This window comes from Pseudoalteromonas sp. SG43-8 (assembly GCF_014164245.1).
Classification (GTDB): Bacteria; Pseudomonadota; Gammaproteobacteria; order Enterobacterales; family Alteromonadaceae; genus Pseudoalteromonas; species Pseudoalteromonas distincta.
Window position 1 is genome coordinate 1 of the sequence record NZ_JACJEX010000020.1, and the last position, 26,765, is coordinate 26,765.

30 protein-coding genes and 3 tRNA genes are annotated in these 26,765 nt (G+C 40.2%); 8 read left to right on the plus strand and 25 right to left on the minus strand.

All coding sequences use genetic code 11. The features are described 5' to 3' along the window. Positions 1 to 312: 312 nt before the first annotated feature. Genes rpsQ through rpsJ form a run of 11 tightly spaced genes read right to left on the minus strand, consistent with a single transcriptional unit; the run spans position 313 to position 5,276 of the window. Complete coding sequence (rpsQ, locus tag H5122_RS19050; protein WP_002957888.1) at positions 313 to 570, minus strand: 30S ribosomal protein S17; 258 nt, start codon at positions 568 to 570, stop codon at positions 313 to 315. Then, positions 570 to 761 (minus strand): 50S ribosomal protein L29, encoded by a 192-nt coding sequence (gene rpmC, locus H5122_RS19055; RefSeq protein WP_002957889.1) that lies wholly within the window; start codon positions 759 to 761, stop codon positions 570 to 572. The genes rpsQ and rpmC overlap by 1 nt, the downstream gene beginning before the upstream one ends. Continuing rightward, the gene (rplP, locus tag H5122_RS19060) at positions 761 to 1,174 is read right to left on the minus strand and encodes a 50S ribosomal protein L16 (RefSeq protein ID WP_002957890.1); all 414 of its coding nucleotides are present in this window, start codon (positions 1,172 to 1,174) and stop codon (positions 761 to 763) included. The genes rpmC and rplP overlap by 1 nt, the downstream gene beginning before the upstream one ends. Before the next feature lie 12 nt (positions 1,175 to 1,186). Then, complete coding sequence (gene rpsC / locus H5122_RS19065) at positions 1,187 to 1,888, minus strand: 30S ribosomal protein S3 (protein ID WP_002957891.1); 702 nt, start codon at positions 1,886 to 1,888, stop codon at positions 1,187 to 1,189. A gap of 11 nt (positions 1,889 to 1,899) precedes the next feature. Beyond that, entirely contained in the window at positions 1,900 to 2,232 is a 333-nt protein-coding gene (rplV, locus tag H5122_RS19070; protein WP_002957892.1) for a 50S ribosomal protein L22, read from the minus strand. 13 nt (positions 2,233 to 2,245) lie between these two features. Further along, a complete protein-coding gene (rpsS, locus tag H5122_RS19075) occupies positions 2,246 to 2,524 on the minus strand; it encodes a 30S ribosomal protein S19 (protein WP_004588689.1) in 279 nt (92 codons plus the stop codon). 15 nt (positions 2,525 to 2,539) lie between these two features. Beyond that, positions 2,540 to 3,364, minus strand: coding sequence for a 50S ribosomal protein L2 (rplB, locus tag H5122_RS19080; RefSeq protein WP_002957895.1), 825 nt, complete (start codon positions 3,362 to 3,364; stop codon positions 2,540 to 2,542). 15 nt (positions 3,365 to 3,379) lie between these two features. Further along, positions 3,380 to 3,682 carry a 50S ribosomal protein L23 gene (gene rplW, locus H5122_RS19085; RefSeq protein WP_002957896.1) on the minus strand — a complete coding sequence of 101 codons (303 nt, stop codon included), beginning with the start codon at positions 3,680 to 3,682 and terminating at the stop codon, positions 3,380 to 3,382. Further along, positions 3,679 to 4,284, minus strand: a complete 606-nt coding sequence (gene rplD / locus H5122_RS19090; RefSeq protein WP_002957897.1) for a 50S ribosomal protein L4 — start codon at positions 4,282 to 4,284, stop codon at positions 3,679 to 3,681. Before rplD ends, rplW begins: the two co-directional genes overlap by 4 nt. 17 nt (positions 4,285 to 4,301) lie before the next feature. Then, positions 4,302 to 4,937: a 50S ribosomal protein L3 gene (rplC, locus tag H5122_RS19095; protein WP_002957898.1), complete on the minus strand. Its 636-nt coding sequence runs from the start codon at positions 4,935 to 4,937 to the stop codon at positions 4,302 to 4,304. 27 nt (positions 4,938 to 4,964) lie between these two features. Continuing rightward, positions 4,965 to 5,276 carry a 30S ribosomal protein S10 gene (gene rpsJ / locus H5122_RS19100; RefSeq protein WP_002957900.1) on the minus strand — a complete coding sequence of 104 codons (312 nt, stop codon included), beginning with the start codon at positions 5,274 to 5,276 and terminating at the stop codon, positions 4,965 to 4,967. Between the two features lie 417 nt (positions 5,277 to 5,693). Here rpsJ and plsB point away from each other — a divergent pair, with 417 nt between their 5' ends. Beyond that, positions 5,694 to 8,132, plus strand: a complete 2,439-nt coding sequence (plsB, locus tag H5122_RS19105; protein WP_182682983.1) for a glycerol-3-phosphate 1-O-acyltransferase PlsB — start codon at positions 5,694 to 5,696, stop codon at positions 8,130 to 8,132. Positions 8,133 to 8,152: 20 nt separating this feature from the next. On the opposite strand, the gene tesB is transcribed toward plsB, so the two are convergent. Then, the gene (gene tesB / locus H5122_RS19110; RefSeq protein WP_002957902.1) at positions 8,153 to 9,010 is read right to left on the minus strand and encodes an acyl-CoA thioesterase II; all 858 of its coding nucleotides are present in this window, start codon (positions 9,008 to 9,010) and stop codon (positions 8,153 to 8,155) included. Between the two features lie 77 nt (positions 9,011 to 9,087). On the opposite strand from tesB, the gene H5122_RS19115 reads away from it, so the two are divergent. Beyond that, positions 9,088 to 9,546, plus strand: coding sequence for an EVE domain-containing protein (locus H5122_RS19115; protein ID WP_138489746.1), 459 nt, complete (start codon positions 9,088 to 9,090; stop codon positions 9,544 to 9,546). Positions 9,547 to 9,615: 69 nt separating this feature from the next. Further along, the gene (locus tag H5122_RS19120) at positions 9,616 to 10,650 is read left to right on the plus strand and encodes a cytosolic protein (protein ID WP_182682982.1); all 1,035 of its coding nucleotides are present in this window, start codon (positions 9,616 to 9,618) and stop codon (positions 10,648 to 10,650) included. A gap of 36 nt (positions 10,651 to 10,686) precedes the next feature. Here the strand turns inward: H5122_RS19120 and H5122_RS19125 are convergent, their stop codons facing one another. Continuing rightward, positions 10,687 to 10,884, minus strand: a complete 198-nt coding sequence (locus H5122_RS19125; protein ID WP_101164342.1) for a PLDc N-terminal domain-containing protein — start codon at positions 10,882 to 10,884, stop codon at positions 10,687 to 10,689. Then, on the minus strand, positions 10,884 to 11,951 hold the full coding sequence (locus H5122_RS19130) for a potassium channel family protein (RefSeq protein WP_182682981.1): 1,068 nt from the start codon (positions 11,949 to 11,951) through the stop codon (positions 10,884 to 10,886). Before H5122_RS19130 ends, H5122_RS19125 begins: the two co-directional genes overlap by 1 nt. A 169-nt stretch (positions 11,952 to 12,120) precedes the next feature. Here H5122_RS19130 and H5122_RS19135 point away from each other — a divergent pair, with 169 nt between their 5' ends. After that, positions 12,121 to 13,431, plus strand: a complete 1,311-nt coding sequence (locus H5122_RS19135) for a short-chain fatty acid transporter (protein ID WP_182682980.1) — start codon at positions 12,121 to 12,123, stop codon at positions 13,429 to 13,431. A 55-nt stretch (positions 13,432 to 13,486) separates the two neighbouring features. On the opposite strand, the gene H5122_RS19140 is transcribed toward H5122_RS19135, so the two are convergent. After that, positions 13,487 to 14,503 carry a metalloprotease gene (locus H5122_RS19140; protein ID WP_182682979.1) on the minus strand — a complete coding sequence of 339 codons (1,017 nt, stop codon included), beginning with the start codon at positions 14,501 to 14,503 and terminating at the stop codon, positions 13,487 to 13,489. A gap of 166 nt (positions 14,504 to 14,669) precedes the next feature. Between H5122_RS19140 and H5122_RS19145 the strand changes: the two genes are divergently transcribed. Further along, positions 14,670 to 15,881 (plus strand): EAL domain-containing protein, encoded by a 1,212-nt coding sequence (locus H5122_RS19145; protein WP_182682978.1) that lies wholly within the window; start codon positions 14,670 to 14,672, stop codon positions 15,879 to 15,881. Between the two features lie 32 nt (positions 15,882 to 15,913). Here H5122_RS19145 and H5122_RS19150 read toward each other — a convergent pair whose 3' ends face one another. After that, the gene (locus tag H5122_RS19150; RefSeq protein ID WP_002957910.1) at positions 15,914 to 16,990 is read right to left on the minus strand and encodes a hemolysin family protein; all 1,077 of its coding nucleotides are present in this window, start codon (positions 16,988 to 16,990) and stop codon (positions 15,914 to 15,916) included. 84 nt (positions 16,991 to 17,074) lie between these two features. Between H5122_RS19150 and H5122_RS19155 the strand changes: the two genes are divergently transcribed. Both H5122_RS19155 and H5122_RS19160 read left to right on the plus strand, forming a co-directional pair. Continuing rightward, the gene (locus H5122_RS19155; protein ID WP_182682977.1) at positions 17,075 to 19,570 is read left to right on the plus strand and encodes a S9 family peptidase; all 2,496 of its coding nucleotides are present in this window, start codon (positions 17,075 to 17,077) and stop codon (positions 19,568 to 19,570) included. Positions 19,571 to 19,786: 216 nt separating this feature from the next. Further along, on the plus strand, positions 19,787 to 20,491 hold the full coding sequence (locus H5122_RS19160) for a response regulator transcription factor (RefSeq protein ID WP_182682976.1): 705 nt from the start codon (positions 19,787 to 19,789) through the stop codon (positions 20,489 to 20,491). On the opposite strand, the gene H5122_RS19165 is transcribed toward H5122_RS19160, so the two are convergent. The 7 genes from H5122_RS19165 to nudE all read right to left on the minus strand — a co-directional run bounded on the left by H5122_RS19165 (position 20,488) and on the right by nudE (position 24,912). Continuing rightward, positions 20,488 to 21,999: a YifB family Mg chelatase-like AAA ATPase gene (locus H5122_RS19165; protein WP_182682975.1), complete on the minus strand. Its 1,512-nt coding sequence runs from the start codon at positions 21,997 to 21,999 to the stop codon at positions 20,488 to 20,490. The genes H5122_RS19160 and H5122_RS19165 overlap by 4 nt on opposite strands. Positions 22,000 to 22,033: 34 nt before the next feature. Further along, the gene (locus H5122_RS19170) at positions 22,034 to 22,648 is read right to left on the minus strand and encodes a trimeric intracellular cation channel family protein (protein WP_002957915.1); all 615 of its coding nucleotides are present in this window, start codon (positions 22,646 to 22,648) and stop codon (positions 22,034 to 22,036) included. 386 nt (positions 22,649 to 23,034) lie between these two features. Continuing rightward, positions 23,035 to 23,111 (minus strand) — tRNA-Met (locus H5122_RS19175). A 62-nt stretch (positions 23,112 to 23,173) separates the two neighbouring features. Continuing rightward, positions 23,174 to 23,250: transfer RNA gene (locus H5122_RS19180), tRNA-Met, on the minus strand. Between the two features lie 80 nt (positions 23,251 to 23,330). Next, positions 23,331 to 23,407, minus strand: a tRNA-Met gene (locus H5122_RS19185). 136 nt (positions 23,408 to 23,543) lie between these two features. Then, positions 23,544 to 24,347 (minus strand): 3'(2'),5'-bisphosphate nucleotidase CysQ, encoded by an 804-nt coding sequence (gene cysQ, locus H5122_RS19190; protein ID WP_166376355.1) that lies wholly within the window; start codon positions 24,345 to 24,347, stop codon positions 23,544 to 23,546. Further along, complete coding sequence (gene nudE / locus H5122_RS19195) at positions 24,340 to 24,912, minus strand: ADP compounds hydrolase NudE (RefSeq protein ID WP_182682974.1); 573 nt, start codon at positions 24,910 to 24,912, stop codon at positions 24,340 to 24,342. Before nudE ends, cysQ begins: the two co-directional genes overlap by 8 nt. A gap of 61 nt (positions 24,913 to 24,973) precedes the next feature. Between nudE and yrfG the strand changes: the two genes are divergently transcribed. Continuing rightward, positions 24,974 to 25,621, plus strand: coding sequence for a GMP/IMP nucleotidase (gene yrfG / locus H5122_RS19200; protein WP_165724387.1), 648 nt, complete (start codon positions 24,974 to 24,976; stop codon positions 25,619 to 25,621). A 15-nt stretch (positions 25,622 to 25,636) separates the two neighbouring features. On the opposite strand, the gene H5122_RS19205 is transcribed toward yrfG, so the two are convergent. Further along, positions 25,637 to 26,260, minus strand: a complete 624-nt coding sequence (locus H5122_RS19205) for a dUTP diphosphatase (RefSeq protein WP_024596421.1) — start codon at positions 26,258 to 26,260, stop codon at positions 25,637 to 25,639. Positions 26,261 to 26,340: 80 nt separating this feature from the next. Beyond that, positions 26,341 to 26,709, minus strand: a complete 369-nt coding sequence (locus H5122_RS19210; protein ID WP_002963010.1) for a YacL family protein — start codon at positions 26,707 to 26,709, stop codon at positions 26,341 to 26,343. Between the last annotated feature and the right edge of the window lie 56 nt (positions 26,710 to 26,765).

A 26,765-nucleotide genomic window follows, 5' to 3' on the forward strand; every position in this document is an offset into this window, starting at 1 on the left:
TTCATAGTTTTCATAGTTTTCATAGTTTTCATAGTTTTCATAAAATAATACCAATTCGCTTAATTAAGTTATCTATTTTGAGGCTGGAAAAACGTGTTGATAGGTAGGCAAAAAAATTCGCTATTTAGTTGTTCTAAATGAGCATTTTTTAACGCAGGTAGCTACACGTTTAGCCCCGCAAAATGATTAAGTATTATTGCGGATTGGTATAAGTCCTAAATGTGTAAACACGTTTCAGGATAAGGCAGTTCCAGAAAACAAAAAGCCCCGGCTAATGCCAGGGCTTTTTTACAAAACTAACTTAATTAAAAATTAAGCTTGTTTTGGACTAGAAATAACGTCTACTAAAGTCCAAGATTTATTCTTAGAAATTGGTGCGCATTCACGGATAGTAACTACGTCACCCGCTTTTGCTGTGTTATTTTCGTCATGTACGTGTAACTTAGTCGTACGTTTAATGAATTTCCCATAGATTGGGTGCTTCACATAACGTGCGATAGCGATAGTGAAAGATTTTTCCATCTTGTCGCTGATTACACGGCCTTGAAGAGTACGAATTTTATCGCTCATTATTGACCTGCCTTCTGGTTAATAACTGTTTTTACACGCGCGATATCGCGGCGTACTGTTCTTAGCGTGTGTGTCTGAGCTAACTGACCAGTGCTAGCTTGCATGCGCATATTAAATTGCTCACGAAGTAGTCCTAGAAGTTCAGCATTAAGCTCTTCTACGCTTTTATCTTTTAGTTCGCTAGCTTTCATCACATTACCGTCCGAGTTACGAAAGTTGTTTTGAATGGCAGTTTACGAGCAGCAAGGTCAAACGCTTCACGAGCAAGCTCTTCTGAAACACCTTCCATTTCGTAAAGTACTTTACCAGGCTGAATTTCAGCAACCCAATATTCAACAGAACCTTTACCTTTACCCATACGAACTTCAAGAGGTTTTTCTGTAATCGGTTTGTCAGGGAAGACACGAATCCAGATTTTACCTTGACGTTTCACGTGACGCGTCATAGCACGACGAGCTGCTTCGATTTGACGAGCAGTCATACGGCCACGGCCAGTTGCTTTCAATCCGAAAGTACCGAAGCTTACTTTGTTACCGTTTTGCGCTAAACCGCGGTTGCGGCCTTTGTGCATTTTACGGAATTTTGTACGTTTTGGCTGTAACATTACTCGCTACCTCTACTTAGCACTTTTCTTGGCTTTCTTTGGTGCGCGTTTAGCTGGCTTCTCTTGCTCTTGTACTAGTGGTAAACCACCAATAACTTCGCCTTTGAAGATCCAAACTTTAACACCAATGATACCATAAGTGGTTAAGGCTTCAGAAGTTGCGTAATCGATATCAGCACGAAGAGTATGTAGAGGTACACGACCTTCACGATACCATTCTGAACGTGCGATTTCAGCGCCGCCAAGACGACCGCTAACTTCAACTTTAATCCCTTTAGAACCGATGCGCATTGCATTTTGTACCGAACGCTTCATAGCGCGACGGAACATAACACGACGTTCTAGTTGAGAGGCAATGCCGTCTGCTACTAGTTGTGCATCTAGTTCTGGTTTACGTACTTCAGAGATATTAATCTGAGCAGGTACACCAGCGATTTTAGTTACCGCTTGACGTAATTTTTCTACGTCTTCGCCTTTTTTACCGATAACAACACCCGGACGAGCCGTGTGAATTGTTACTCGGATTGATTTTGCTGGACGCTCAATAACGATTTTAGACACAGAAGCCGTTTTTAATTCCTTAGTAAGGAATGTACGAACTTTGTGATCGCCAAAAAGCTGTGCAGAGAAATCTTTTGAACTCGCGTACCAGGTAGAAACCCAAGGTTTAGATATACCTAGGCGAATACCAGTAGGATGAACTTTTTGTCCCATTACTTATACTCCTAGCTATCTGAAACCATAACAGTGATATGGCTTGTACGCTTAAGGATGCGATCTGCGCGTCCTTTAGCACGAGGCATAATACGTTTCATTGTAGGACCATCGTCCACAAAGATCGTTGTTATACGAAGCTCATCAATGTCAGCACCTTCGTTATGCTCTGCGTTAGCAATAGCAGACTCAAGTACTTTCTTAACTAATACAGCCGCTTTCTTAGGGCTGTACGCCAGGATTTCTAGTGCGCGATCTACAGGTAACCCGCGGATCTGATCTGCAACTAGACGTGCTTTTTGCGCCGAACCAGAGGCGAATTTATGTTTAGCTAATGCTTGCATTTATCTTCCCCTCTTATCGTTTCTTCGCTTTCTTATCCGCAGCATGGCCACGGTAAGTGCGAGTTGGTGCAAATTCACCTAGTTTGTGACCGATCATTTCGTCAGAAACGAAAACTGGTACGTGCTGGCGACCATTATGGACAGCAATGGTCAATCCGATCATGTTAGGTATGATCATTGAACGACGGCTCCAAGTTTTAATTGGCTTTTTCTCACCGCTTTCCAAAGCTTTCTCTACCTTCTTCAGCAAGTGTAGGTCTATAAAAGGACCCTTCTTGAGAGAGCGTGGCATGGCTATTCCTCAATATTACTTAGTACGACGACGTACTATAAATTTATCCGTACGCTTGTTCTTACGCGTCTTCGCACCTTTAGTCGGTTTACCCCATGGAGACACAGGATGACGACCACCAGATGTACGACCTTCACCACCACCGTGTGGGTGATCTACCGGGTTCATGGCAACACCACGAACTGTCGGACGAATACCACGCCAGCGATTTGCACCTGCTTTACCAAGTGAACGAAGCATATGCTCAGCATTGCCTACTTCACCTAGAGTCGCACGACAATCAGATTCAACTTTACGAACTTCGCCTGAACGAAGACGTAATGTTACATACTGACCATCACGAGCAAGGATTTGAACGTATGCACCAGCAGAACGTGCGATTTGAGCACCTTTACCTGGTTTTAATTCTACGTTGTGAACAGTCGAACCTACAGGCATATTACGCATTGGTAATGCATTACCAGGTTTGATTGGTGCATCAACACCAGACTGGATTGCATCGCCAGCTTTTAAGCCTTTTGGTGCGATAATGTAACGACGCTCACCGTCTGCATATAATACAAGAGCGATGTTTGCGCTACGATTTGGATCGTATTCTAAACGTTCAACAGTGGCTGGAATGCCATCTTTAGTACGTTTAAAATCGATTAAACGGTAATGTTGTTTATGACCACCACCGATATGACGAACCGTAATACGACCATTGTTATTACGACCACCTGATTTAGAGTTTTTCTCTAAAAGTGGTGCGTATGGCTTACCCTTATGTAGATCAGAGTTAACCACTTTAACTAGGTGACGACGGCCCGCAGAAGTAGGCTTACACTTTTGAAGTGCCATAATTCTATCCCCTTATTACTCGGCGCCGCCGACAAAGTCTAGCTCGCTGCCTTCTTTAAGAGTAACGTAAGCTTTTTTCCAGTCGCTACGACGACCGAAACGTGCGCCAGTACGTTTTGTTTTACCCTTAACGTTAAGTGTGCGAACACCCGTTACTTCTACTTCAAAAAGCTTCTCAACTGCTACTTTAATTTCAGCTTTAGTTGCGTCATTTACTACTTTAAAAACAATAGTATTGTTTTCTTCAGCAGCAATTGTGCTTTTTTCAGAGATATGTGGAGCAAGGATCACTTTTAAAAGACGTTCTTCGCGAATCATGCTAGCGCCTCCTCAAGTTGCTTAACAGCAGCGGCTGTAATAAGTACCTTATCGAAAGCAATTAAGCTTACAGGATCGATACCAGCTACATCACGTGTGTCAACCTTATAAAGGTTACGTGCCGATAAGAAAAGATTTTCATCTACTTCTTCAGTCACGATAAGAACATCTTTAAGCTCAAGTTCTTTAAGCTTAGCAACTAGTTCTTTAGTTTTTGGTGCTGCTAGAGCAAAACTTTCAACAACGATTAAACGCTCTTGACGAACTAATTCAGATAAGATGCTTTTAATCGCACCACGGTACATTTTACGGTTTACTTTTTGGCTGTGGTCTTGTGGTTTAGCTGCAAAGCTAACGCCACCTGAACGCCAAATTGGGCTACGGATTGTACCGGCACGTGCACGGCCAGTACCTTTTTGAGCCCATGGTTTTTTACCACCACCGCTTACTTCAGAACGTGTCTTCTGAGCACGAGTACCTTGACGAGCACCTGCTGCGTATGCAACAACTACTTGGTGTACTAATGCTTCGTTAAACTCACGTCCAAAAGTAGCTTCAGAAACTTCAAGACCGCCAGAAGCGTCTTTAATTGCTAATTCCATCACTAAATCTCCAGGACTTATGCTTTAACAGCTGGTTTAACGATAACGTCACCGCCAATAGCTCCAGGTACTGCACCCTTAACTAAAAGCAAATTACGCTCAGCGTCAACGCGAACTAGTTCTAAGTTTTGAGTCGTTACACGCTCAGCACCCATATGACCGGCCATTTTCTTACCTTTAAACACCTTACCAGGTGATTGGTTTTGACCGATTGAACCAGGAGCACGGTGAGATAGAGAGTTACCATGTGTCGCGTCTTGCATGCTGAAATTCCAGCGCTTAACACCACCTTGGAAACCTTTACCTTTAGAAGTACCGGTTACGTCAACCTTGTTGATTTCGTTGAATAATTCAACAGTAAGCTCAGCGCCTACTTCAAAATCGCCTTCACCACCGTTAAGGCGGAATTCCCACAGACCGCGACCCGCTTCAACACCAGCTTTAGCGAAATGACCCGCTTTAGCTTTGTTTACACGACTTGCTTTTTTAGTGCCTGCGGTTACTTGAAGCGCGTTATAACCGTCTGTTGCGTCAGATTTGATCTGAGCAATGCGGTTAGGTGTCGCTTCAATAACTGTCACAGGGATAGATACACCATCTTCAGTGAAGATTCGTGTCATACCCACTTTACGACCGACTAGACCTAATGCCATTTTCCTAAAACCTCTCTAATCTTTCGATTAACCCAGGCTGATTTGAACATCAACACCAGCAGCAAGATCTAAACGCATAAGCGCGTCTACAGTCTTGTCAGTTGGTTCTACGATGTCTATCAGACGTTTATGGGTGCGGATCTCGTACTGATCACGCGCATCTTTATTAACGTGCGGTGAAGTTAGTACAGTAAAACGTTCAAAGCGTGTAGGTAGTGGGATTGGACCACGTACTTGTGCGCCAGTGCGTTTCGCAGTTTCCACGATTTCTGCCGTTGATTGGTCAATCAAACGGTGGTCAAAAGCTTTTAGGCGAATACGAATGCGTTGATTTGACATTCTTAACCTCAATATAAAGAGCATATAAAAGAGCATAAAAAAACGACCGAAACAATCTTAAAACTTAAGATGTCGGCTGTTTGATTATATCTACGTTGAGTTCCAAATCGGAACTCCTGTTTATTAGCTTGAAATCCAAGCTTAATTTATCCTTTCTAATTCCCAGAGGAATTTTGAAAGCCTGCGTATTATAGAGGTATTGGTGATAAATGCAACAACTATTTAGAAACAATGTAATGAATACTAATTTGATTAAATATGCGTCCATACATGTTCAATAGCTATACTTGAACTAATGCTTTTGATGCTAGTCAACAAACAACTAAACATCTTAATTGCGCAAACTAAGGGATTTTTAGATATTATGGTATCCTGTTGCGCTAATTTTGCCCTTAATACTCTCAATATGGTGAGTCGATGCGTATTTTTAATTATTGTTTAAATGTTATGTCTGCTGGATTTAGTCGCTTATTTGTGAAAAGCAAAGTGCTGCCAGAAAATCCTATTAAACAGTATGATCTAAACCCTGAGTACCCTACATTTTACATAGTGCGTTTAAATTCACGTTTTGATTTAGCCGCGCTGGCACATGTTTGTAAAAAGAATGGCCTACCTAGCCCAACAGAAGAGCAAGTGCTAGGGACTCAAAATTTAGACCGTTTTATTGGTATTAAAAATCCTCCACCGTTATTTGGTGATGAAGCAAAACCAACCAATGCTTTAGCCCAAGGCAAGCAAATTATTGAGTACTTAATAAAAAGCGGTCAGCAAAACGTACAAGTGGTGCCTGTTACTATTTTATGGGGGCGCGATCCAGGTAAAGAAAAGCCAGGACTACGTACTTTAATTACACACTCTCTTACTCCAAGCTGGTTTAGAAAGTTTTTTGTGGTGTTATTTTCAGGGCGCGATAACTTTATTCGCTTTAGCCAACCACTCGACTTATCACTTTTAGTCAATGAAAAAGCCGACGTAAGTGAGTTACCTCATAAATTATTACGCGTAGCGCGTGTTCACTTTAAGCGCCAAAAGCTAGCTGCTACAGGCCCTAAAATGCCATCTCGTGAGCAATTGTTTAATTCATTATTAGCGTCACCTACTATAAAAAAAGCAATTCAAGATGAAGCTAACGCTAAAAACATTAGCCAAACAGAAGCTCGTCAAAATGCACTTAAGCTACTTGATGAAATAGCCGCTAATTACTCTGAAGCAATGATACGTGTGGCCGAAAGGTTTTTAACTTGGTTATGGAATAAGCTTTATAATGGTATTGATATTAAACACGCCGAACAAATTCATGAACTAACAGATAAAGGCCATGAAATAATTTATATGCCTTGTCATCGCAGCCATATGGATTACTTACTGCTTACTTACTCTATTTATCATTTAGGTTTAGTACCTCCGCATATAGCTGCAGGTATAAATCTTAACTTTTTCCCTGCCGGAGGCATATTTAGACGCTCTGGTGCGTTTTTTATTCGTCGCTCGTTTGCAGGTAATAAACTTTATTCTGCCATATTCAAAGAGTATTTAAGCCAACTGTTTATTAAAGGTTACTCTGTTAAGTTTTACACGGAGGGCGGTCGAAGCCGAACTGGACGCTTACTGCCGCCTAAAACGGGCATGCTATCTATGACATTACAAGCAATGCTACGCGGAATAGACAGACCAATATCTATTGTACCTGTGTACATTGGCTACGAGCACGTCATGGAAATTAACACCTACCTTAAAGAGCTGGATGGTAAAGATAAAAAAGGCGAATCTATATTTGGTATTTTTAAGGCAATCAAAAACCTTAAAAACTACGGTCGTGGTAATTTAAACTTTGGCGATCCAATCTCTATTAACCAATACTTAAACGATAACCAACCTGATTGGCGTGATTCAATACACCCAACTGACGTGCAAAAGCCACAATGGTTAGCACCACAAGTAACTAAACTTGCCGACCAAGTAATGGTTAAAATTAATAATGCAGCGGCGCTTAATGCGGTTAACTTACTAGCGATGATATTGCTGGTTAATGATAAGCAAGCATTGAGTAAACCAAAGCTATTAGCTCAGCTTGATTTTTATCTGCGCTTACAGCGTGATGCAAGCTACAGTAATAAAGTAACTACACCAGACGAAACACCAGAGCAATTACTAACGCATGCATTAAAGCTTAATAAGTTTGAAGTTATCTGTGATGAGTTTGGCGAAATCATTACGATAAGCGATAAAGAAAAAGTACTGTTTAATTACTACCGAAACAATATTTTGCACTTGTTTGCAGTACCAAGCTTAATTGCACTACATCTATTTAAACAACACAGCACTACGATTGCTCAATGCCAGCAACTTGTAAAAACATTTTATCCGCTATTTGCTAAAGAGTGGTATTTACAGCCTCTTGATGAAAACTATATAACGCGTATTTTAGCTAACTTTGCTGATCAAAATTTAATTGAGTTTGATGGCGATAACATTCATATAACGAACAGTAATGACTGCCTAGCTAAGCTTGAAATGCTTGGACGAGCACTTAGCTTTACCCTACAACGTTACGCTATTGTGATTGGTTTTATTCAAACAAGTGATGGCATTGAAAAAGCCGAGCTTGAAAGAGAAAGCCAAGTACTCGCACAACGTTTAGGTACACTGCACGGCATAAAAACACCTGAGTTTTTTGACAAAAAAGTACTTGTTAGTTTTATCGAAAACTTACGTGGCGAGTCGTTAATAACAGAGGGTGATAAGGGCTTAGTAGGTAGCACACAACTATGTGAAACCTACGCACACCTTAAAACATTACTGCCAGCACGCGTCTGGCAGTCAATCAGCGATATAGTTCAAGATCAGTGTAACTAGCAATGCATTTACAGAAGGGGTTAGCGTTGACGCATAACCCCTTCTTGCATTGTTGAGGCAACCAAGTTGCCTTGGCGGTCAAAAAACTGCCCCCGTACCAAACCACACCCATTACTCGCACTTGGACTATCAATTGAATACAAAATCCAATCATCCATTCTAAATGGACGATGAAACCACATTGCATGATCAATCGTAGCTACTTGCATATTTGGCTGCATAAACGATACACCATGAGGTTGTAATGCAGTTGGTAAAAACTCAAAATCAGACGCATACGCTAATAAGTAATTATGGATACGCTGATCGTCCGGCATTTCACCATTAGCTTTAAACCAAATATGCTTTACCGGCTCCATAACCTCTGGTTTAAACGGGTTATGAAAAGTAACCGGTCGCATTTCAATTGGCATTTCACGGGTAAACTTATTACGGATAACCTCTGGGATATGCGAAGCGTTATCTTGGTAAAACTCAAGCGATGAACGTAATTCTTCAGGTGCGGGAACATCAGGCATTGTCGCTTGATGCGATAACCCATTTTCTTCCCCCTGAAATGACGCGGTCATATAAAAAATAGGTTTACCGTACTGAATTGCTTTGACTCGGCGCGTACTAAAGCTCTTACCATCACGAATAGTTTCAACGTCATAAACAATGGGTTTAGCCGGATCGCCTGGGCGTAAAAAGTAAGAATGTAATGAATGAACTATTCGCCCTTCAGGCAGAGTTTCTTTGGCAGCAGAAAGCGCCTGCCCCATTACTTGACCACCAAATACAGCACCAAAGCCTAAATCTTGGCTTTGTCCTCGATATAAACCTTGCTCAATTTCTTCAAGTGTTAACAACGACAATAAATCATCTAATACTTGGCTCATTATTTCTTCCTCATTACCCTAGTGTCCAAATGATACTATACAATAGTGGGAAGTAAATATTTGTTAGGAATACTGTTATGGCTTACTGGCTATTTAAAACTGAACCCGATGCGTTTTCATTAGATGACTTAAAAAACGCACCAAAACAAACGACTCTTTGGGAAGGCGTGCGTAATTACCAAGCACGAAATTTTATGCGTGACGGCGTCAAAGTCGGTGATTCAGTCATGATTTATCATTCAAGCTGCAAACACGTGGGCGTAGCCGGCATTGCCGAGGTTACCAAAGAAGCCTACCCAGACCCCACTCAATTTGATTTAAGCAGCGACTATTACGATGCAAAAGCCACCAGCGACAAACCACGTTGGGTTGTTGTTGAGGTTACTTATCAAAGCCATTTAAAAAAATTAATTAGCCTTAAAGATATTAAAGCCAATGACAATATTACTGAAATCGCACTTAAAAAGGGCGGACGACTATCAATAATGCCTGTTACTAAAAATGACTGGGATGAAATAATCAAAATGACGCAGTAATACCCTATCGGTTTGACCTAATTTCATTGAGTTTGATATGATCTATATTGACTTATAGCTGGAGGATTAATGAAATTACTGTATTGGTTAGATGAATGGTTAACTCTCCCGCGCAATGAGCAACAAACTCGATTACCCATGACGGGTAGTGATTTACTCGGCGATGTATTTGTTAAGTATGATTTTGTTGACGTTAATAAACCCCTGCTTTTTACCTTTTCCCCTGCTGGCACTAACGTGCAAGAGCAAGATCTTCACCCTGATTTTGCACCATGGGGTTATCACTTAGCTCAAAAACAAAACGTAAACGTAATCGCTTTTCAGCATTTAGGTAAAAGTAATTGGTTTCGTAATCGTAATTTAATCTTTTTTCTCGAGCAATTATCAACATTACTTACGCCGTTTAATTGTCGACTTGGCTATGGTTTAAGTCGTGGCGGATTTGCTGTTGGCGCTTTTGCTAAACTATTAAAGCTAAATCAGGTGTTGTTCTTCCATCCGGTAAGTACTAAAAATAAAGAATTAGTACCGTGGGATGACCGCCCTAGTACCGATATAGCTCAGCAGTTTGACTGGCAGCAAGATTATCACGATCTAGATTTAGGAGATGCCCAAGGCTATATTATTTACGATCCTACTAATCGTATAGACCGAATGCACGCTAAGCGCTATAAGCAGTTAACTCACTTACGAGTATTTGGTATGGGACATGGCACGCATGCCACATATTTGAATAAGTTTGGATTTTATAAGCAAGTAGCCGTCGATTTTATCCAGCATCAGCAAATTGATATTGCGCAATTTCGTCTGCAAACTAAAACCTTACGCTTTAAAGAGGATTATTACAAAAGCCTTAATAAAGCGAATGTAAACTCAGCTCACCGTCAAGCACTATTAAGCAAAGCTCATAATATTTTGATTGATGAAAAAGAAGTTCACGTACAGGAACATCAGGCAAAAATTGATATTCAGCCATTAATAGATGTTGCCCTTAAGCATCAAGATGAGCATCCTAATGATGCCATTCAGTTATTAGAAGTTGCTCAACAACTTGTACCTGACGATCCTTTAATTGAGCATAAAATTAAGCAACTAGAAGAGTAGTTACGCCAGTAAAAGCAGCTATAAAGGCTAACTAATCTATTTAGCCTTTTTCTTTTTGTGCCTATGCTTGGGCACAATGGTAAAGTACATCATTAAACCTAACCAAGAAAATACAATAATTCCCATTAGCCAGCCATTCTTTTCATGACCCTGTGTACGCTTACTGTTGAGTACAATAACGACAGGTAATATATAAGCACTTAAAACAACAATTAAAAATACAACTTCATTCATTACTTTTCTAGGCTCGGCCAGTCTACTTCACTACTTAATACTCGATCTACCGATATATAGTGCAAAATATCGCCTTCACTTACTTTGTAATCTAATGGTGGATTTAAATCCATATTTTGCGCACTTAAATTATGGGCAACACCTAACAGTATTGCATCATGCTCAAGCTTAAAATGATGAAACAAAGTACCAAACTCCATATCTTTGCAGCCGCTTGGTATTTTCAAACTAAATTGTGTATCGCCGTGCAAAGTAGATAGCAGCTCCTCTTGCACACGGCTCGAACCTGGATCTTGCATTGAGCGTACTAATATCTCAGCTGATTTTGCACTACTACACTCTACATTTTGGCAATGCTCTAACATCATCTCAACTTTGGTTTCATCTAAAAAGTGAGCGCTTATATGGCAATCATCTTTTACTAAGCGACTAATGCGCAGGGCTGTTGTAAATGTCTGATCGTCATCTTGACCATCAATAATCACTTTATCAGCACTACGAATAGCTACCCGCTCTAGTTCAGCTAAATTAGTAAAACTCGTTAAACGTGCAAAATCAACGCTTTCGTTAGCTAAAAAAGGATGATCCATTTGCTCTGTTACCGCGAGTAAAATACGACGGTCAGTACGTTTCGTATCTGCCAAAATGTAATCAATCATCTTTTTTGTACGAGTGTCGTGCCAACCAAAAATAATAATATGGTGGTTACTGTGGGCAAAGTTTTTATCACCAGTCATAGCGCGCCTAATTAAGTAAGTAACAGTTTGTCCTGCTTTTCCTAGCAAAACACCAAATAAAGCTAAACCAAATGGAATTTGTATTAATGCAACCACCCAACGACCAAGATCAGTAGTTGGACTAAAGTCACCATATCCCACTGTTGATGTTGTTACTGTGTAATAGTAAAAAAAGGTAGTAAGCGAGGTTAACGCTTTCTCATTCGCTATAAATAGTAAGCTCCATGTTAATAGCATATGAGTCAAAATAGCTAATGCCACTGCTTGCCAACTCAACTGATCTATATGAGCGCGAACAAGTAACGCTAGCCTTTTAAATATCACCGGCATAATACAAAGTCTTCGTTAGTAAATTATCTATAAACAGTACGTTACTGTAAGCGATGCTTTTAAGCAATGTTTAAGCTTTTAACCGCAAATATTAGACTAAATGCTGTTTGCCAATGGTGATTTTTCATGATTAATTAGCGTTAAAATAATAACCAAAACAGTTGTGCTTATGCTTAATAAAATAGCCCGCCCTTTTACTAAAATTGTAGAGCGTTATCTTCCCGACCCTTTTATATTTGTAATTTTACTTACAATAATTACCCTTGTCAGTGCGAGCTTATTTACAACCGCAACTAATATTGAAGTATTACAAGCGTGGGGAGGTGGGTTTTGGAACTTATTAAGTTTTGCTATGCAAATGCTACTAGTGTTAATTACAGGCTATATGTTGGCAAGTACGCCACCTATAAGTAAGTTATTAGAAAAGCTAGCAACATTTGCAAGCACCGCACCTAAAGCAATTATATTAGTCACGCTTATTTCGCTTTTAGCGAGCTGGATAAATTGGGGATTTGGCTTAGTTATTGGTGCCCTTTTTGCCAAGGCAATTGCTAAACATACTCGTGTTGATTATCGATTATTAGTAGCCAGCGCTTACTCAGGTTTTGTTGTATGGCATGGCGGATTAGCTGGCTCGATTCCTTTAACTATCGCAACCGATGGTCACTTTTCAGAGGCCAGCATTGGTATTATTAGTACAGAGCACACTTTATTTGCGGGCTTTAATATAGCCATATTAGTTGGTTTATTCATTATTATGCCGCTCGTTAATCGCTATATGCTACCAAGCGAGCAAGAAAGCGTATATATCGACCCAGCTCTTTTACAAGAGACAACACCTAAGCCCACAACAATAACCAGACCCGCCCAACATTTGGAACAAAGTAAACTACTCGGCATGACAATTGGCTTATTAGGTTTGGCATATTTAGGTTATTACTTTTTTATTGCTGGCGGAAACTTAAACCTTAATAGCGTTATTGCCGTATTTTTGTTTTTAGCTATTACGCTGCATCAAACACCCCATAATTTACTTAACAGTCTGCAACAAGCAATTCCAAGCGGGGCTGGCATCGTTATTCAATTTCCTTTTTATGCTGGCATTATGGCGGTAATGGTTGATAGCGGATTAGCACAACAGATATCACGTGGCTTTATTGCCGTTGCAGATGCTGATAGCTTGCCATTTTTTAGTTTTATAAGTGCAGGACTCGTTAATATGTTTGTACCCTCTGGCGGCGGCCAATGGGCAGTACAAGCGCCTATTGTTATACCCGCAGCACAAGAGCTAAGTGCCGATATATCTCGCGTTGCAATGGCTGTTGCATGGGGTGATGCGTGGACTAACCTAATTCAACCTTTTTGGGCATTACCCGTCCTTGCTATCGCAGGCTTAAAAGCAAAAGATATTATGGGGTTTTGTGTTGTGCAGCTATTTGTAACTGGGGTTTTTATATCGCTGGTATTGAGCTTTTATTAATTTTTAACGGGCTGTAACAAATATTACAGCCCACTTTTACCTAGAACGATAAATACTAGCTCGATAAAATAGTCATCGGCAGGCTCAATATTGGATTTTCTGAATCGGCAAAGTGCATCATTACAGCTACATGCCCAGCTACTACAATTGCATACATAACCGCTGAAAAGCCTTGGCCATATTTATCTAGTGGCATCAAATGGGAGTAATGTCGGCCTCGCCATTCAAATACAATTTCCAGCGCACCTACAAACAAAAAGAATACCAGTAACATTAAGCCAAATGTGTAGCTCAGCCATAAACCAAACAGTACACCGAGTAAACATACACTTAGGCCAATCCATGAACGCATTGAAAAACTAATACTTTTTAATACATGCCCGCCATCAAGCGGTAAAATAGGTAACAAGTTAAATAAATTTAATAACGCACTAAGAACCGCCACACCTGCAAATATCTCCATCTCGGTGGCGTAATATAAAACGACACCCAACACCGAGGTAATTAAACCAAACGCAGGCCCCATCAGTGATATAACGACATCTTGCCAACGGGTTGTTATTTTATCGTCACTTACAGCAAGCCCTCCAACAAACGGGATTAAGTAAATACCTTTGGTTTTTATGCCAAAGTATTTCATTGCTCGCACATGGCCGTACTCGTGTACGACTAAGCAACCAATTAGCATTAGTGCAAATTCAATACTAAATAACCACGTATAGCCTGCAACAGAAGCCCCTGCAAGCACTACTTTAATTACCTTAGCGCTTTTAAAAAGCTTAAAACCTAATGCAGCTAGCCCTAAAAAGCCTTTTTTAGGTGAGCCATTTGTAGGTGCTGGTAGCGCAAGTTGTGTTGCAAATTGATCATCTACAAAAAGCGAAATGCTTTGCTCTTCGATTGCCCCTGTATCGATACCTATTTTTTTGTTGTCGTAAGTAAACTGATAGTAGTTTTCACGAGGGTTATCAAAGGTAATGGCTTGTTGCGCATGAAATACCTGCACAACTTTTTGTCCAGACACCATAAGCGAAAATGGTTGCTCGGCTAAAGTAAGATCTATTCTTATCATAATTAAGACCGTTTAAAATAATGGCGCTAGTATACCTAATCAGCTCAAAAACACGAGGGAAGGTGCTAGGTAACTATTTTCAAAATAAAAGCATTTGATACTGACAAAATAAAAAAACACTACTACTTTTATAGTAACTCCAAGCGATACATTGAAAGGGATAACAGTGAAGAAGATAGTGCCTAATATTTTAGTTGTTGACGATTCAAAAGCAATTTTGATCGTTATGGAAGCTATACTTAACGAATTGGGTATGTCTAACACTATAACTACGTACCTGAATGCAAAAGAAGCGCTTGAAAAAGTTAAAGAGGATATCAACTACTTTGATGCTATTTTTACTGATCTCAATATGCCCGAAATGGACGGCATGGAATTAATCCGCCACTTAGGAGAGCTACATTATCAAGGCGGTATAATAATTGTTTCTGAAATGGACCATAAAGTTATTAGCTTAGCTGCCAATCTCGCGAAACAACATAACGCTCACCTCATTGGTAATATTTCAAAGCCAGTGCAACTGTCTCAGGTTAGTAGGTTACTTACTAAAGTGGCGCAATTAAACAGCCACACTTTATTAAAAGAGCCAGCCATTTCAAAAGATGAGCTTATTGATGCATTAAAAAACGATGAAATAACGCCTTTTTATCAACCAAAAATAAACGCTGATAACAATAAAATTGAAAGCGTTGAAGTGTTAGCGCGTATTTTATCAAGTAAAGACGACAATATTATTTTACCTTGCCGTTTTATAAATACTGCCGAACAACACAACTTAATTAATCAAATTACATTTTCTCTTTTTGAAAAGGCCACCAGCGAATTCAAAAATATGACAGCGCAACTAGGTCATGATTTTAAAATGGCCTTTAACTTATCGCCAACCCAGCTCGATGACCTAAACTGCCCTAATAAATTACTACTTATTTTAGAATTAAACCAACTCACGCCTAGTAATATAATTATAGAAATAACGGAACAACATGCACTCTCAAGCCTCATGCAATTAGAAACACTAAATAGATTAAGAATGCACGGTTTTGGTATATCGCTAGACGACTTTGGCGTTGGCTTTACTAATATGAACCAGCTTCGAAACCTTCCTTTTACTGAAATAAAAATAGACCGTTCACTCATTAGCCATATAGAAACAGATTTATTTTCTCAAGTGGTTGTAAGTTCGTTATTTAATATTACGAGTAAAGATAATTTAGATTTAGTCGCAGAGGGTGTTGAACGCCCAGAAGAGCTCGATTATTTAAGGCACTATAGAAGAAACCTAGCCATACAAGGTTTTTTATTTAGTCACCCTAAACCACAAGACGAATTTATATCTTGGGCTAAAGATTGGCTAAAAACTGATGGCAGCCCCGCTTAAAGCGGTACTAATATTTACTCGGGGCCTGTTAGCTAATTATCACCCCGAGTGTGTTTATCTTCTTCACTAACTATATGTGCACTACTTGCTAAGCGTTTGTGCCAACGCTGCCTTGCTACTGCGCGCATATTAGTAGATTGGTCACGCTCATCTACTATCTCTAGTCCCATTAAAGCTTCAATCATATCCTCTAACGTTACAATACCCTGCACGTCACCATACTCATCAACAACTAAGCATATATGAGTGCGCTTTGTTAAAAGTGTTTGCAGTAACGACGATACGTTCTGAGAAGTTGGTACGGTATAAATAGGCTTAATCAATTTGCTAATTTTGTAATCGGTGCCTAAGCGGTGAAATGCCAGCATAATATCGTTTTTATGCACAAACCCAACGATATCATCGGCATCTTTATCAAATACCAACACTCTAGAAAACGATGACGATCCATGTTCATTTAAATACTGATTAACTGTTAAATCTTTATGGATTTTGAAAATAACAGTTCGCGGCGTCATTAAATCACATAATTTTGCATGCTTAAAATGCAACAAATTACGGATAATATCAGATTCATCTTGATGTAATGCTCCCGACTCCGTGCCTATATCTGCCATTGCCTCTATCTCTTGACGAATATAGTAAGCCTCATCGTGCTTTGGACCCATTAAATTTGTTAGCTTTTGAGCAAACCATACAAAAGGCTTTAGCGATATAACTAAAAACCGCAAAGCGTAGGTAACACTTGGGGTTAAAGCTCGCCAGTAATTAGCCCCCAAGGTTTTAGGTATAATTTCAGAAAGAATTAATACGAGAAATGTCATAATGGCTGATGCAATACCTACAGCCGCATCGGAAAAAACGACAGCCGCTTGTGCGCCAACTCCCGCTGCACCTGCAGTATGGGCAACTGTATTTAAAGTTAAAATAGCAGCTAAAGGCTGATCTATATTGTTTTTAAGCTTTTCGAGCTGTTTAGCAAGCTCAGGGTGTTTTTTTCTAAGTGATGCAACATAGCTGGGCGAAATACTTAATAACACAGCCTCCATCACAGAACATAAAAACGAAATAACAATCGCCACTACCATATAAACTATCAGTAAAGTCACTTTCTCTCCTCTATATTGGATATGTGAGCATGGTAACAATACATGCTATATTTGGCCAAACTTCCAATAATAATAGGCATAATAATGAAATTTAGCGCACCATGGTGTCATCAAAATAAGCTATTTAAGTACGCAGCAGCTCTTTTAACGCTTAGCAGCTTAAGCTTTGCTGCAATAGCTGCACCATTGGATAAATCAAAAATTCAGTTTATCGGCCCACTTGCCGAAGACATGCAGTTAAAGCCTTTTCAGACACCTCATGGCAGTGCGATTATTAACAACCTATTGCCGCAACTACAAGTAGACACAGATAGTTTTTTTGTATTTGGGAAAAAACAAAACTGGCAGCCGTTTAATAAAATCAATGCGCTCACTTTAGGTGGGTTACAGGCACTAAAATTTAATATTGAAACAACCCGCTTTACGCAAGGTACGCTTACCTTAAAAGGGATTGAGCAAGGCCAGTTATTTATTAATGGCGAACTACAAACAGGCGATAAAAATAGCTATAAGTTAGCTTTAAATAATAGTACTCACACTGTTTTAATAGTAGCCCAGCAAGTAGCTAATTGGCACGATGTAACGCTTGATTTTGCACCTAAAAGCGAGGTTGATAAAATTACGCTTAGCACTTCACACATAAAACGTTTATCTGCAAAACAACTGTTTGATGCTCCTACAATTAGCCAATTATCACTCGCACCTAATGCCAAGCAGTACGTTACTACCACTCGCACTTATAGCGATAAAACACAAAATCAAGCAAATACAGTTACTGTACTTAAAGATTCAGACAATCAAACGCTTTATCGCTTTGAAGCAGGCCAACCAAGTAACATTATTTGGAGTCCAGATAACCAATATTTAGTGTATTTGTTAAATGGTGAGCTTAAACAACTTAACCGTAAAAACTTCTCAATAAAAACATTAGCAAACGATTTAGAAGGAGCTAATGGCTTTACCTTTTATAACGACACCAGTCTTTTGTTTAGCTGGTCTAAATCACCTGAGAGCACTAACAGCTTAACCAAGCACTATAAAGGTCTGCAAGATCGCTGGTCGTATGCACGTTCCATCAGCCAAATTTATATGCTTGATACTAAAAGTGGTTTAACAAAAGCACTTAGCCAAGGTCCTCTTTCTTACAGCCTTGAAGATTCAAATAGTAACCGTGGCAAAGTATTAATGAGCCGCCCAGTAATGGCAATGCAGGCATCAACCCACCCTGAAACAGAGCTTGTTGAACTCGATTTAAAATCAAACAAGCTTTCATCGCTTGGTAAATTCAAAACGTTTAATTTAGCCAAATACGCAAATAAAGATATTTATGTAGTTGCAGGCCCGGACTTTAAAAATGGCGCAGGCAGAGCACTACCAAAAGCAATGCTTGCTAATAACTACGACGGGCAACTTTACCTACTTACTGAAAGCGGTAAAAACGTAAAAGCACTCAGTAAACAATTCGACCCCGCTATTGGCCAACTGCACGTTTTAGAAAACGGCGATGCGCTCATTAAAGTAACAGAGCAAGACACTCAACCACTTTACCTATTTGATTTAAGTAAACAGCGCTTTAAAAAGTTAAATACGGGATTGGATATTGTTGAACAATTTAGTTACTCACACGACCGTAATACCGATATTTTATTAAGTGGCACTAACGCTTTAGCACCACAACAACTAAAGCACCTGAACGTAAGTAAAAATAAAACAGATTTAATATGGGATTCAAAACCAAGTAGCTATGCAAATACACGACTCCCTACATTAGAAGAGTTTAATTTTAAAAATAAACATGGGGTTGAAATAACGGGCCGTGTTTACATTCCAAGCAATTTAGATAAAACTAAAAAGCACCCAGCGCTCGTGTATTACTACGGCGGTACTTCACCAGTTACGCGTGGTTTTACAGGTCGTTACCCGTTTAACTTATGGGCAGAAAATGGCTATGTTGTTTATGTAGTGCAACCTACTGGCGCAACAGGGTTTGGACAAAAGTTTTCAGCGCAGCATGTTAATGCCTGGGGCGACTACACCGCAGACGATATTATCAAAGGCACGCAAGCCTTTTTAAATAAATACAACTATGTTGATAGTAAAAAAGTAGGTAACTTAGGGGCATCGTACGGTGGCTTCATGACCATGTTATTAGCAACTAAAACCGATATATTTAGTGCTTCAATTGCTCATGCGGGTATTTCTAATATTACCTCGTATTGGGGTGAAGGTTGGTGGGGCTACTTATATTCTGGCGAAGCATCAAAAAATAGCTTCCCGTGGAATAACCCTGAGCTTTACAGCCAACATAGCCCTGTATTTCATGCCGACAAAGTAACAACACCTATGCTACTTCTTCATGGTGATAGCGATACCAATGTACCTGTTGGCGAAAGCTTAACAATGTACACTGCGCTTAAACTGCTTAATAAGGACGTAGAGTTAATCGAATACAAAGGCGCCGACCATCAAATCTTTGCACGCGATAAACGATTTGATTGGTGGAAAACCATGCTCGCATACTTTGATAAAAAGCTAAAAAACGAGCCTCAATGGTGGGACTCGATGTATAAAAATGACTGAGCCTGAACCTTTAAAATAACGACTTAATATAGATTTATTAATAGTAGAATTAATTATTTAGCACCTTTTAATTAGTCTAAAGGTGCTAACCTCATCCTCTAATAACGTATTATACATCTTTGAAATATTAAGTTACTTAAAACTAATAAACCCCCTTCTCAGCATTTACCTAATGGTGCTACCATACAAAGCTATAAGCATTCAAAATAAAGTACTATGGCTATTAATGTTTTATTGGTTGAAGACGATGAACTACTCGTTAAACGCATCCAAAATCACTTTGCAGATACCGAATTTACAATAGAGGTAGACCCCACTGGCGCTGATGCACTTAACATTGTAAGGCAGCAGGTAAACTTGCGCGGTGCTATATCATTAGCCATAATTGACATTGTTTTGCCAAAGCGCGACGGGCTTCAGCTCGCAAAAGAATTAAACACACTGACCAATATTGGCGTTATTGTATTATCGAGTCGTGACTCCCAAGCCGATCGTATTGCTGGCCTTGCACAAGGTGCTGATGACTATATTTGTAAGCCCGTCGATTTACTTGAGTTAGAGCTTCGCATGCGCGCGCTCTATAAGCGAGTTGCCGTTAACCTAGAAGACGACGAAAGCGAAGAGTTTATAGAATATGCTGACTTTAAGCTTCATCCTGATAACCGCACATTAATTACTGCTGCGGGCGTTGAGTCACGCTTAACTGAAGCCGAACATAAAGTGCTTATTTGCTTAATTAGTAATGCAGGTAAAGCCACATCCCGTGAAAAAATATCAGAAGAAATAGGCCAGCCCGATTGGAGTCCAAACGATCGTACTGTTGATGTGCTTATTGGTCGTTTACGTAAAAAATTAAATGACGAAAAAGATCAAAAACGCATCGTTACCGTACGCGGTAAAGGCTATATGCTTTCTATTTAATACTTAGTTAATTGCGCAATAAGGCGCTCAAATGCGCGGTAATTAAGTGCTTCTTTAAGCTCATTTAAACTAATGTTTTCAGCGCCTTTTAAATCACTAATTGTACGCGCCACCTTAATTACTCTATGGTAAGAGCGTGGCGATAAAGACAACTTCTCGCTTGCTCTGGCTAAAAATTGCAACTCTGCAGGCGCAAGTTCACAGTGCACACTCATTTCTTTATTATTAAGTCTCGCATTAACCTTACCTTGGCGTTTTAGCTGCAAATAATAAGCAGCCTCAACTCTTGCTCTAACCTCAGCACTGGTTTCCTCTGGTTTGGTACTTTGTAGCTCAACACTCGTTAAACGAGGTAGTTCTATTTGCAAATCAATACGGTCAATAAAAGGCCCCGATACGCGCGATAAATAACGCATAACTTGATCGGGAGTTGCTCGCTTATCAGTATGGCTCCCCGTTGGGCTTGGGTTTAATGCGGTTATAAGCTGAAACTGCGCTGGGAACTCCATTTGCCTAGCTGCACGTGAAATAGTAACCGTACCAGTCTCCATCGGCTCACGCAGTGAATCAAGTACCTTACGCTCAAACTCTGGTAATTCGTCTAAGAAAAGCACACCGTTATGTGCCAGCGAAATTTCACCAGGCTTGGGATTTGAAGAGCCCCCCACCAAAGCAACCGCTGAGCACGTATGATGCGGATTACGAAATGGTCGCTGTCGCCAATTAGTTAAATCTATGGATTGTCCAATAATAGAGTAAAGCGCAGCTGTTGAAATAGCTTCATCGTCCGACATAGTGGGCATTATAGTAGCCATTCGCTGGGCCAGCATTGATTTACCAGTACCAGAAGGGCCTAAAAATAGTAAATTATGCCCGCCAGCTGCAGCAATTTCGAGTACTCGCTTGGCGCCAGGCTGACCTTTCACATCGCTTAAATCGAGCAAAAAGTCAGGGGCTTGTGTGCAGTCGGGATACTCTATATTTAATGGCAAGGGTTGTTGATTAAGTAAATCCCCCCACACTTCTTGAATAGAGCTTACGGCTTTGCGTTTAACGCCATTAACTAAGCTTGCTAGGCTGTCGTTTGCAAGAGGTAAAAAGCAGCAGCGATCTTCTTCTTTAGCAGCAAGTACCGAAGGTAAAATAGCGTTTACACCACGCACCTCACCATTAAGAGCAAGCTCACCATAAAACTCGTACTTGTGAATATCAGGACACACTATTTGCCCAGAGGCGACTAAAATACCCACCGCAATAGCCAGATCAAACCGCCCACCATCTTTTGGTAAGTCGGCTGGGGCTAAATTTACGGTTATTCGTTGATCGGGAAAACCAAATTGTGAGTTTTCGAGTGCGCTACGCACCCTGTCTTTCGACTCTTTAACAGACGCTTCGGGCAGACCTACAATATGAAAAGCGGGTAAACCATTTCCTAGGTGAACTTCTACAATAACTTCAGGGGCATTTATGCCCACTTGAGCACGAGAAAATATACGAGCTAACGACATTCCTTATCCTAGTAAATGGTGTGATTACACCAGTTTAGTCAGGATATTTAAAAACGTGTAATGTGATTTGCCATTTTATAGCGGCTAAACGAAGTAATAAGGTCATTAACATGCCTAATACCATCGCCATTTCGGTTGCTAACGAAAAACTAATGCCAAGCGTATAAACAGTACCACCCGCTATACAGGTAATAGCGTAAAGCTCACCCTTTAATAGCATAGGGATCTCGCGTGCAAGCACATCTCGAATTAATCCACCAAAGCAGCCTGTAATTACAGCCATAATTACCGCAGTCATATCGGGCATACCAACAAGCTGTGCTTTTTGCGCCCCCATTACTGCAAAAAAAGCTAACCCGAACGCATCCGCTGTTTGTAAAATATAATGAGGTATCGGCTTTTGTTTATTTATAAGGCGTGTTGTAACAAATACTGAAGCGAGTATGGCAAAAAAGTAACTTTGATCGTGTAACCAAAATACAGGAACATCTAAAATTAGATCTCGCACTGTACCACCACCAATAGCAGTTACTGTCGCTAAAACTACGACCCCAAAGCCATCCATTTTTTTCTCGTACGCTAGCAATGTGCCCGATACAGCAAACACCGCAATGCCTATTAAATCAAACCAGTGGTAAAGTTCAGTCATATTTGTAACAACCTAAAAATATTTGTGCCGTTTTAACACAAACCAAACAAGGTTTTAAGTAATAACGATTTATTTTAAGAAGTTTATAACATTTTTAAAGTGTATCTCAGGGGGGCGGGAGCTTGCGCTTATGAGAAGTGAATGCCTCATGCAGTGAAGATGATCTTTAACCTATAAGCTAAATCACCACACTCATCAAATTTTAGACATAAAAAAACACGCTTTATGCGTGCCGTTTCATTCTTATTTATTTCAGTGGTTGCGGGAGCCTGAACTTATAAAAGGTGAACCGACGACCTTCGGGTTATGAGCCACAATATACACACCAAATTTTAGACATAAAAAAACACGCTTTAAGCGTGCCGTTTCATTCTTATTTATTTCAGTGGTTGCGGGAGCCGGATTTGAACCGACGACCTTCGGGTTATGAGCCCGACGAGCTACCAGACTGCTCCATCCCGCGCCTGAAATTTGTAGACTTGTTTAAAGTTGCTTACATTACAACTTGGCTTCCAATTAAAGAATTGGTTGCGGGAGCCGGATTTGAACCGACGACCTTCGGGTTATGAGCCCGACGAGCTACCAGACTGCTCCATCCCGCGCCTGTATATTTTAAGTCTATCGACTACTTTATTTTATCTCTTAAGTTAGAGTTTACAGTAACCTCAATCCCTAAGGAAATTGGTTGCGGGAGCCGGATTTGAACCGACGACCTTCGGGTTATGAGCCCGACGAGCTACCAGACTGCTCCATCCCGCGCCTGTAATTTCTTTAAAACATTTTCGTAATATTTACGAGCCTGCCTTGAAGAGAGCGCTACTATATAGGAATAAACATTTAATGCAAGACCTAAACTAATTAAAGTTGTTCAACCGAACAAAAAGCAACCAAATTACTACTCTGCGCTCAATCTTTGATGTGGATTAATCATTTTTTGCCATTCCCAGTCTGGATGTCCCATTACTATAAAGTCAGGGTTCTCAGTACTCTCGCGTTGGTTGTACGTTAGCGGGTTAAATTCTGCGTCGGTAATACAACCACCGGCTTCTTCAACAATAACTTGTGAAGCACCTGTATCCCACTCTCCCGTTGGACCAATTCTTAAAAAACAATCTGCTTTGCCCTCTGCAACAGTACAGGCTTTTAAAGAACACGAACCAATAGCAATCGTTGTAAACTGACTATTTAAATACTGACTCACCGCTTCTATTTTTTGGCGGCGGCTCACTGCAAGCGTCAAGCTCTCTGGCGGCGCTACAGATATTTGCTTATCAATTGAGTTTTCACGTTTAAAGGCACCATTTTTAGCTGTAGCAAAATAAGTCACACCTTTTGCAGGCCAATGAATAACGCCAAGTACAGGATGATTATTTTCAATCAATGCAATGTTTACTGCAAAGTCGCCACTTTCTAAAATAAATTCGCCAGTACCATCCATCGGATCGAGCAACCAATAACGCTGCCAGTCCTGTCTGTCGGCGAGTGCAGGTATAGGTGTTTCTTCCGACATAATTGGGATATCGGGCGCTAAGACTTTTAATCCAGCAACCAGTACGTCATTTGCTGCTAAATCAGCTTTGGTAACAGGCGTATTATCTGATTTCTCTTGTTGGCCAATATCGCCTTTTTTATAAATGGCCATAATTGCATCGCCAGCACGCTCAGCTAATTCAATGCACGGTTCGATTAATTTATTCATCGGCAGCTCCAGACGCTAAATACTTATCTAATAATAGCAAAGCTGCAACACTGCGTGCTTCGGTAAAATCTTCTTGGTCTAATAATGACTGCCACTGAGTTAATGGCCACTTAACAACAACTAGCGGCTCTGGTTCGTCGCCAATAAGGGTTTGTGGGTATAATTGCTTAGCAAATAAAATATGCATAGTGGCATTAAAGTAACTCGGCGCCATTGTTACTGTTCTTAATGGTTTAAAATACTCAGCACCAAAGCCAATTTCTTCTTTAAGTTCTCTGTTAGCAGCTTGCTCTGGCGTTTCGCCCGGATCAATTAAGCCTTTAGGAAAACCTAACTGGTAATTGTTTGTGCCCGCACAGTATTCACGTACAAGTAGTAACTCATTATCTGCACTTAACGGAACAATCATCACTGCTCCCCGGCCACCGCCGCGAATTCGCTCATACTGGCGCTCTTCGTTATTAGAAAACCTTAACTCTAAAGACTCCACAGTAAACAGGCGACTTTTAGCAACAACATTGTTACTGAGGATTTGTGGTGGTGTTGGGTGCTTTTTCTGTGTCATTGGCGTTAATTTGCTATCATGGCAGTTAGTTCAATAATAAACCTTATAAGTTGAAATTCCTATGTTAAATTGGTCAAAAATCGATACCGTTTTGCTCGACATGGATGGAACATTACTCGATTTACATTACGACAGTCATTTTTGGCTTAACGTTATCCCTGCGCAACACGCATTAGCTAGAGGCATTAGCCTAGATGCAGCTAAAGCAGATATTTTAAAACGCTATCAAGCTGTGAGCGGTCAAATACAGTGGTATTGTTTAGATTATTGGGAGCAGCAATTAAACTTGCCTATAATGGAGCTTAAACGAGAGTCTCAGCATTTAATTAAAATGCGCGAAGACGTACCTCATTTTTTAACCGAGCTTAAAAAAGCAGGCAAAGAGTTAATTTTACTTACCAACGCCCACCCTGAGAGTGTCATGCTGAAATTTGAGCATACAGCGATTGATAACTACCTAGATGGTGTAGTGTCTACTCATGAATATGGAGTAAGTAAAGAGCAGCAAAGTTTGTGGCACCAAGTACAAAAAGACTTAGGGTTTAATAAGCAGCGCACTTTGTTTGTAGATGACAGTGTGCCGGTATTAAATGCCGCACGAGAATACGGCATCGAGCACTTACTTGCAGTTGCTAACCCTGATAGCCAACAACCACATAACGAAATAGCCGATTACCTGAGTGTTACCGACTATCGTAAGATTATTTAACTCAGTTTACGTGGGCTAGATTTTTGGGTAACGCGCTTCAAGGCCTTGGTACACTAACTTTGCAAAATCTGCATGTTCTGTATCAAGGCTTTTAACTACTTCAACTAAATGCTCGTTATCTTCTTGCCCGTTCCACTCTTTAATATAGCTACCGTCTTTGTAGCCATGATCTTGGCGGAAAAAGTTTAACGTGTTTTTACCTACGTAGCCGCGATATAAATCATCAATATCCATACCCATTTGCGCCATACAGCCGGCAAAGGCAGCGGCATTAAACGTTTTATCTGCAACAGCGGAAGCCGCTAATATTTCTAGCGTTTGTTTAAAGTCATCCGCTTGTTGAGCATTACTAAGCTCAGTTTCAAGTTGCTTTGCTAAGTCTTCGTAGCTAGTTTTGCCGTCAATTCTAAGCGATAGACCAAAATGAAAAATATCAACCAACTCTAAAATAACTTGTTCAGTATCTGGTGTTTGTTTTTTCCACCATTTCCAACCATGATGATCCAGCATTTCAGCGCACTCAACCCAAATAGCGCGGTACCATTCGAATCCTTGAGTAAACCATTGCTCATGTACTTTAGTGTTCATGGCGTTTTGCATTTCTAGCATAACTACTAGCTTGTTTAAATTGGCAGACATATTCATTCCTGTCGTTTTTGATTAGTGTAATAGTACAGATAAAGGAAGCTTAACGCATCAGCACTATCTTAATATGTAGTTTACTTTGAGCCGCTAAATTCAGCCCATGAATCAATTAAATCAATGAAATCTTCAAAGCCACAACCACTACTTAAACCATTTTCTTCAAGCGCTAAATCGTCATCTTGATACGCTATTAGGTCTTCACTGTCTTGATGAAGCGCATGGGCTTCAAATAGTGCTTCGTCTTTGGTTAATATTAAATCTATTTCTTGGCCTTTTAGCGTTAGCGGCTCATAGCTTGAACTTACCGATGCAATAAGCGCTTGCACCATAGCTACTTTGTCTTTGCCTATTTCTTCGTTTAGCCAGCGACCAATAATAGCGTGTTCACTGCTTATTTTAATACGTAGCCCACTAATAGGGTCGCGAATAAATTGATATTCCATAGGGTTTGCCTGTAAATCTTTAATTGCGTAATTATATACGTAAACGCCCGCAAACC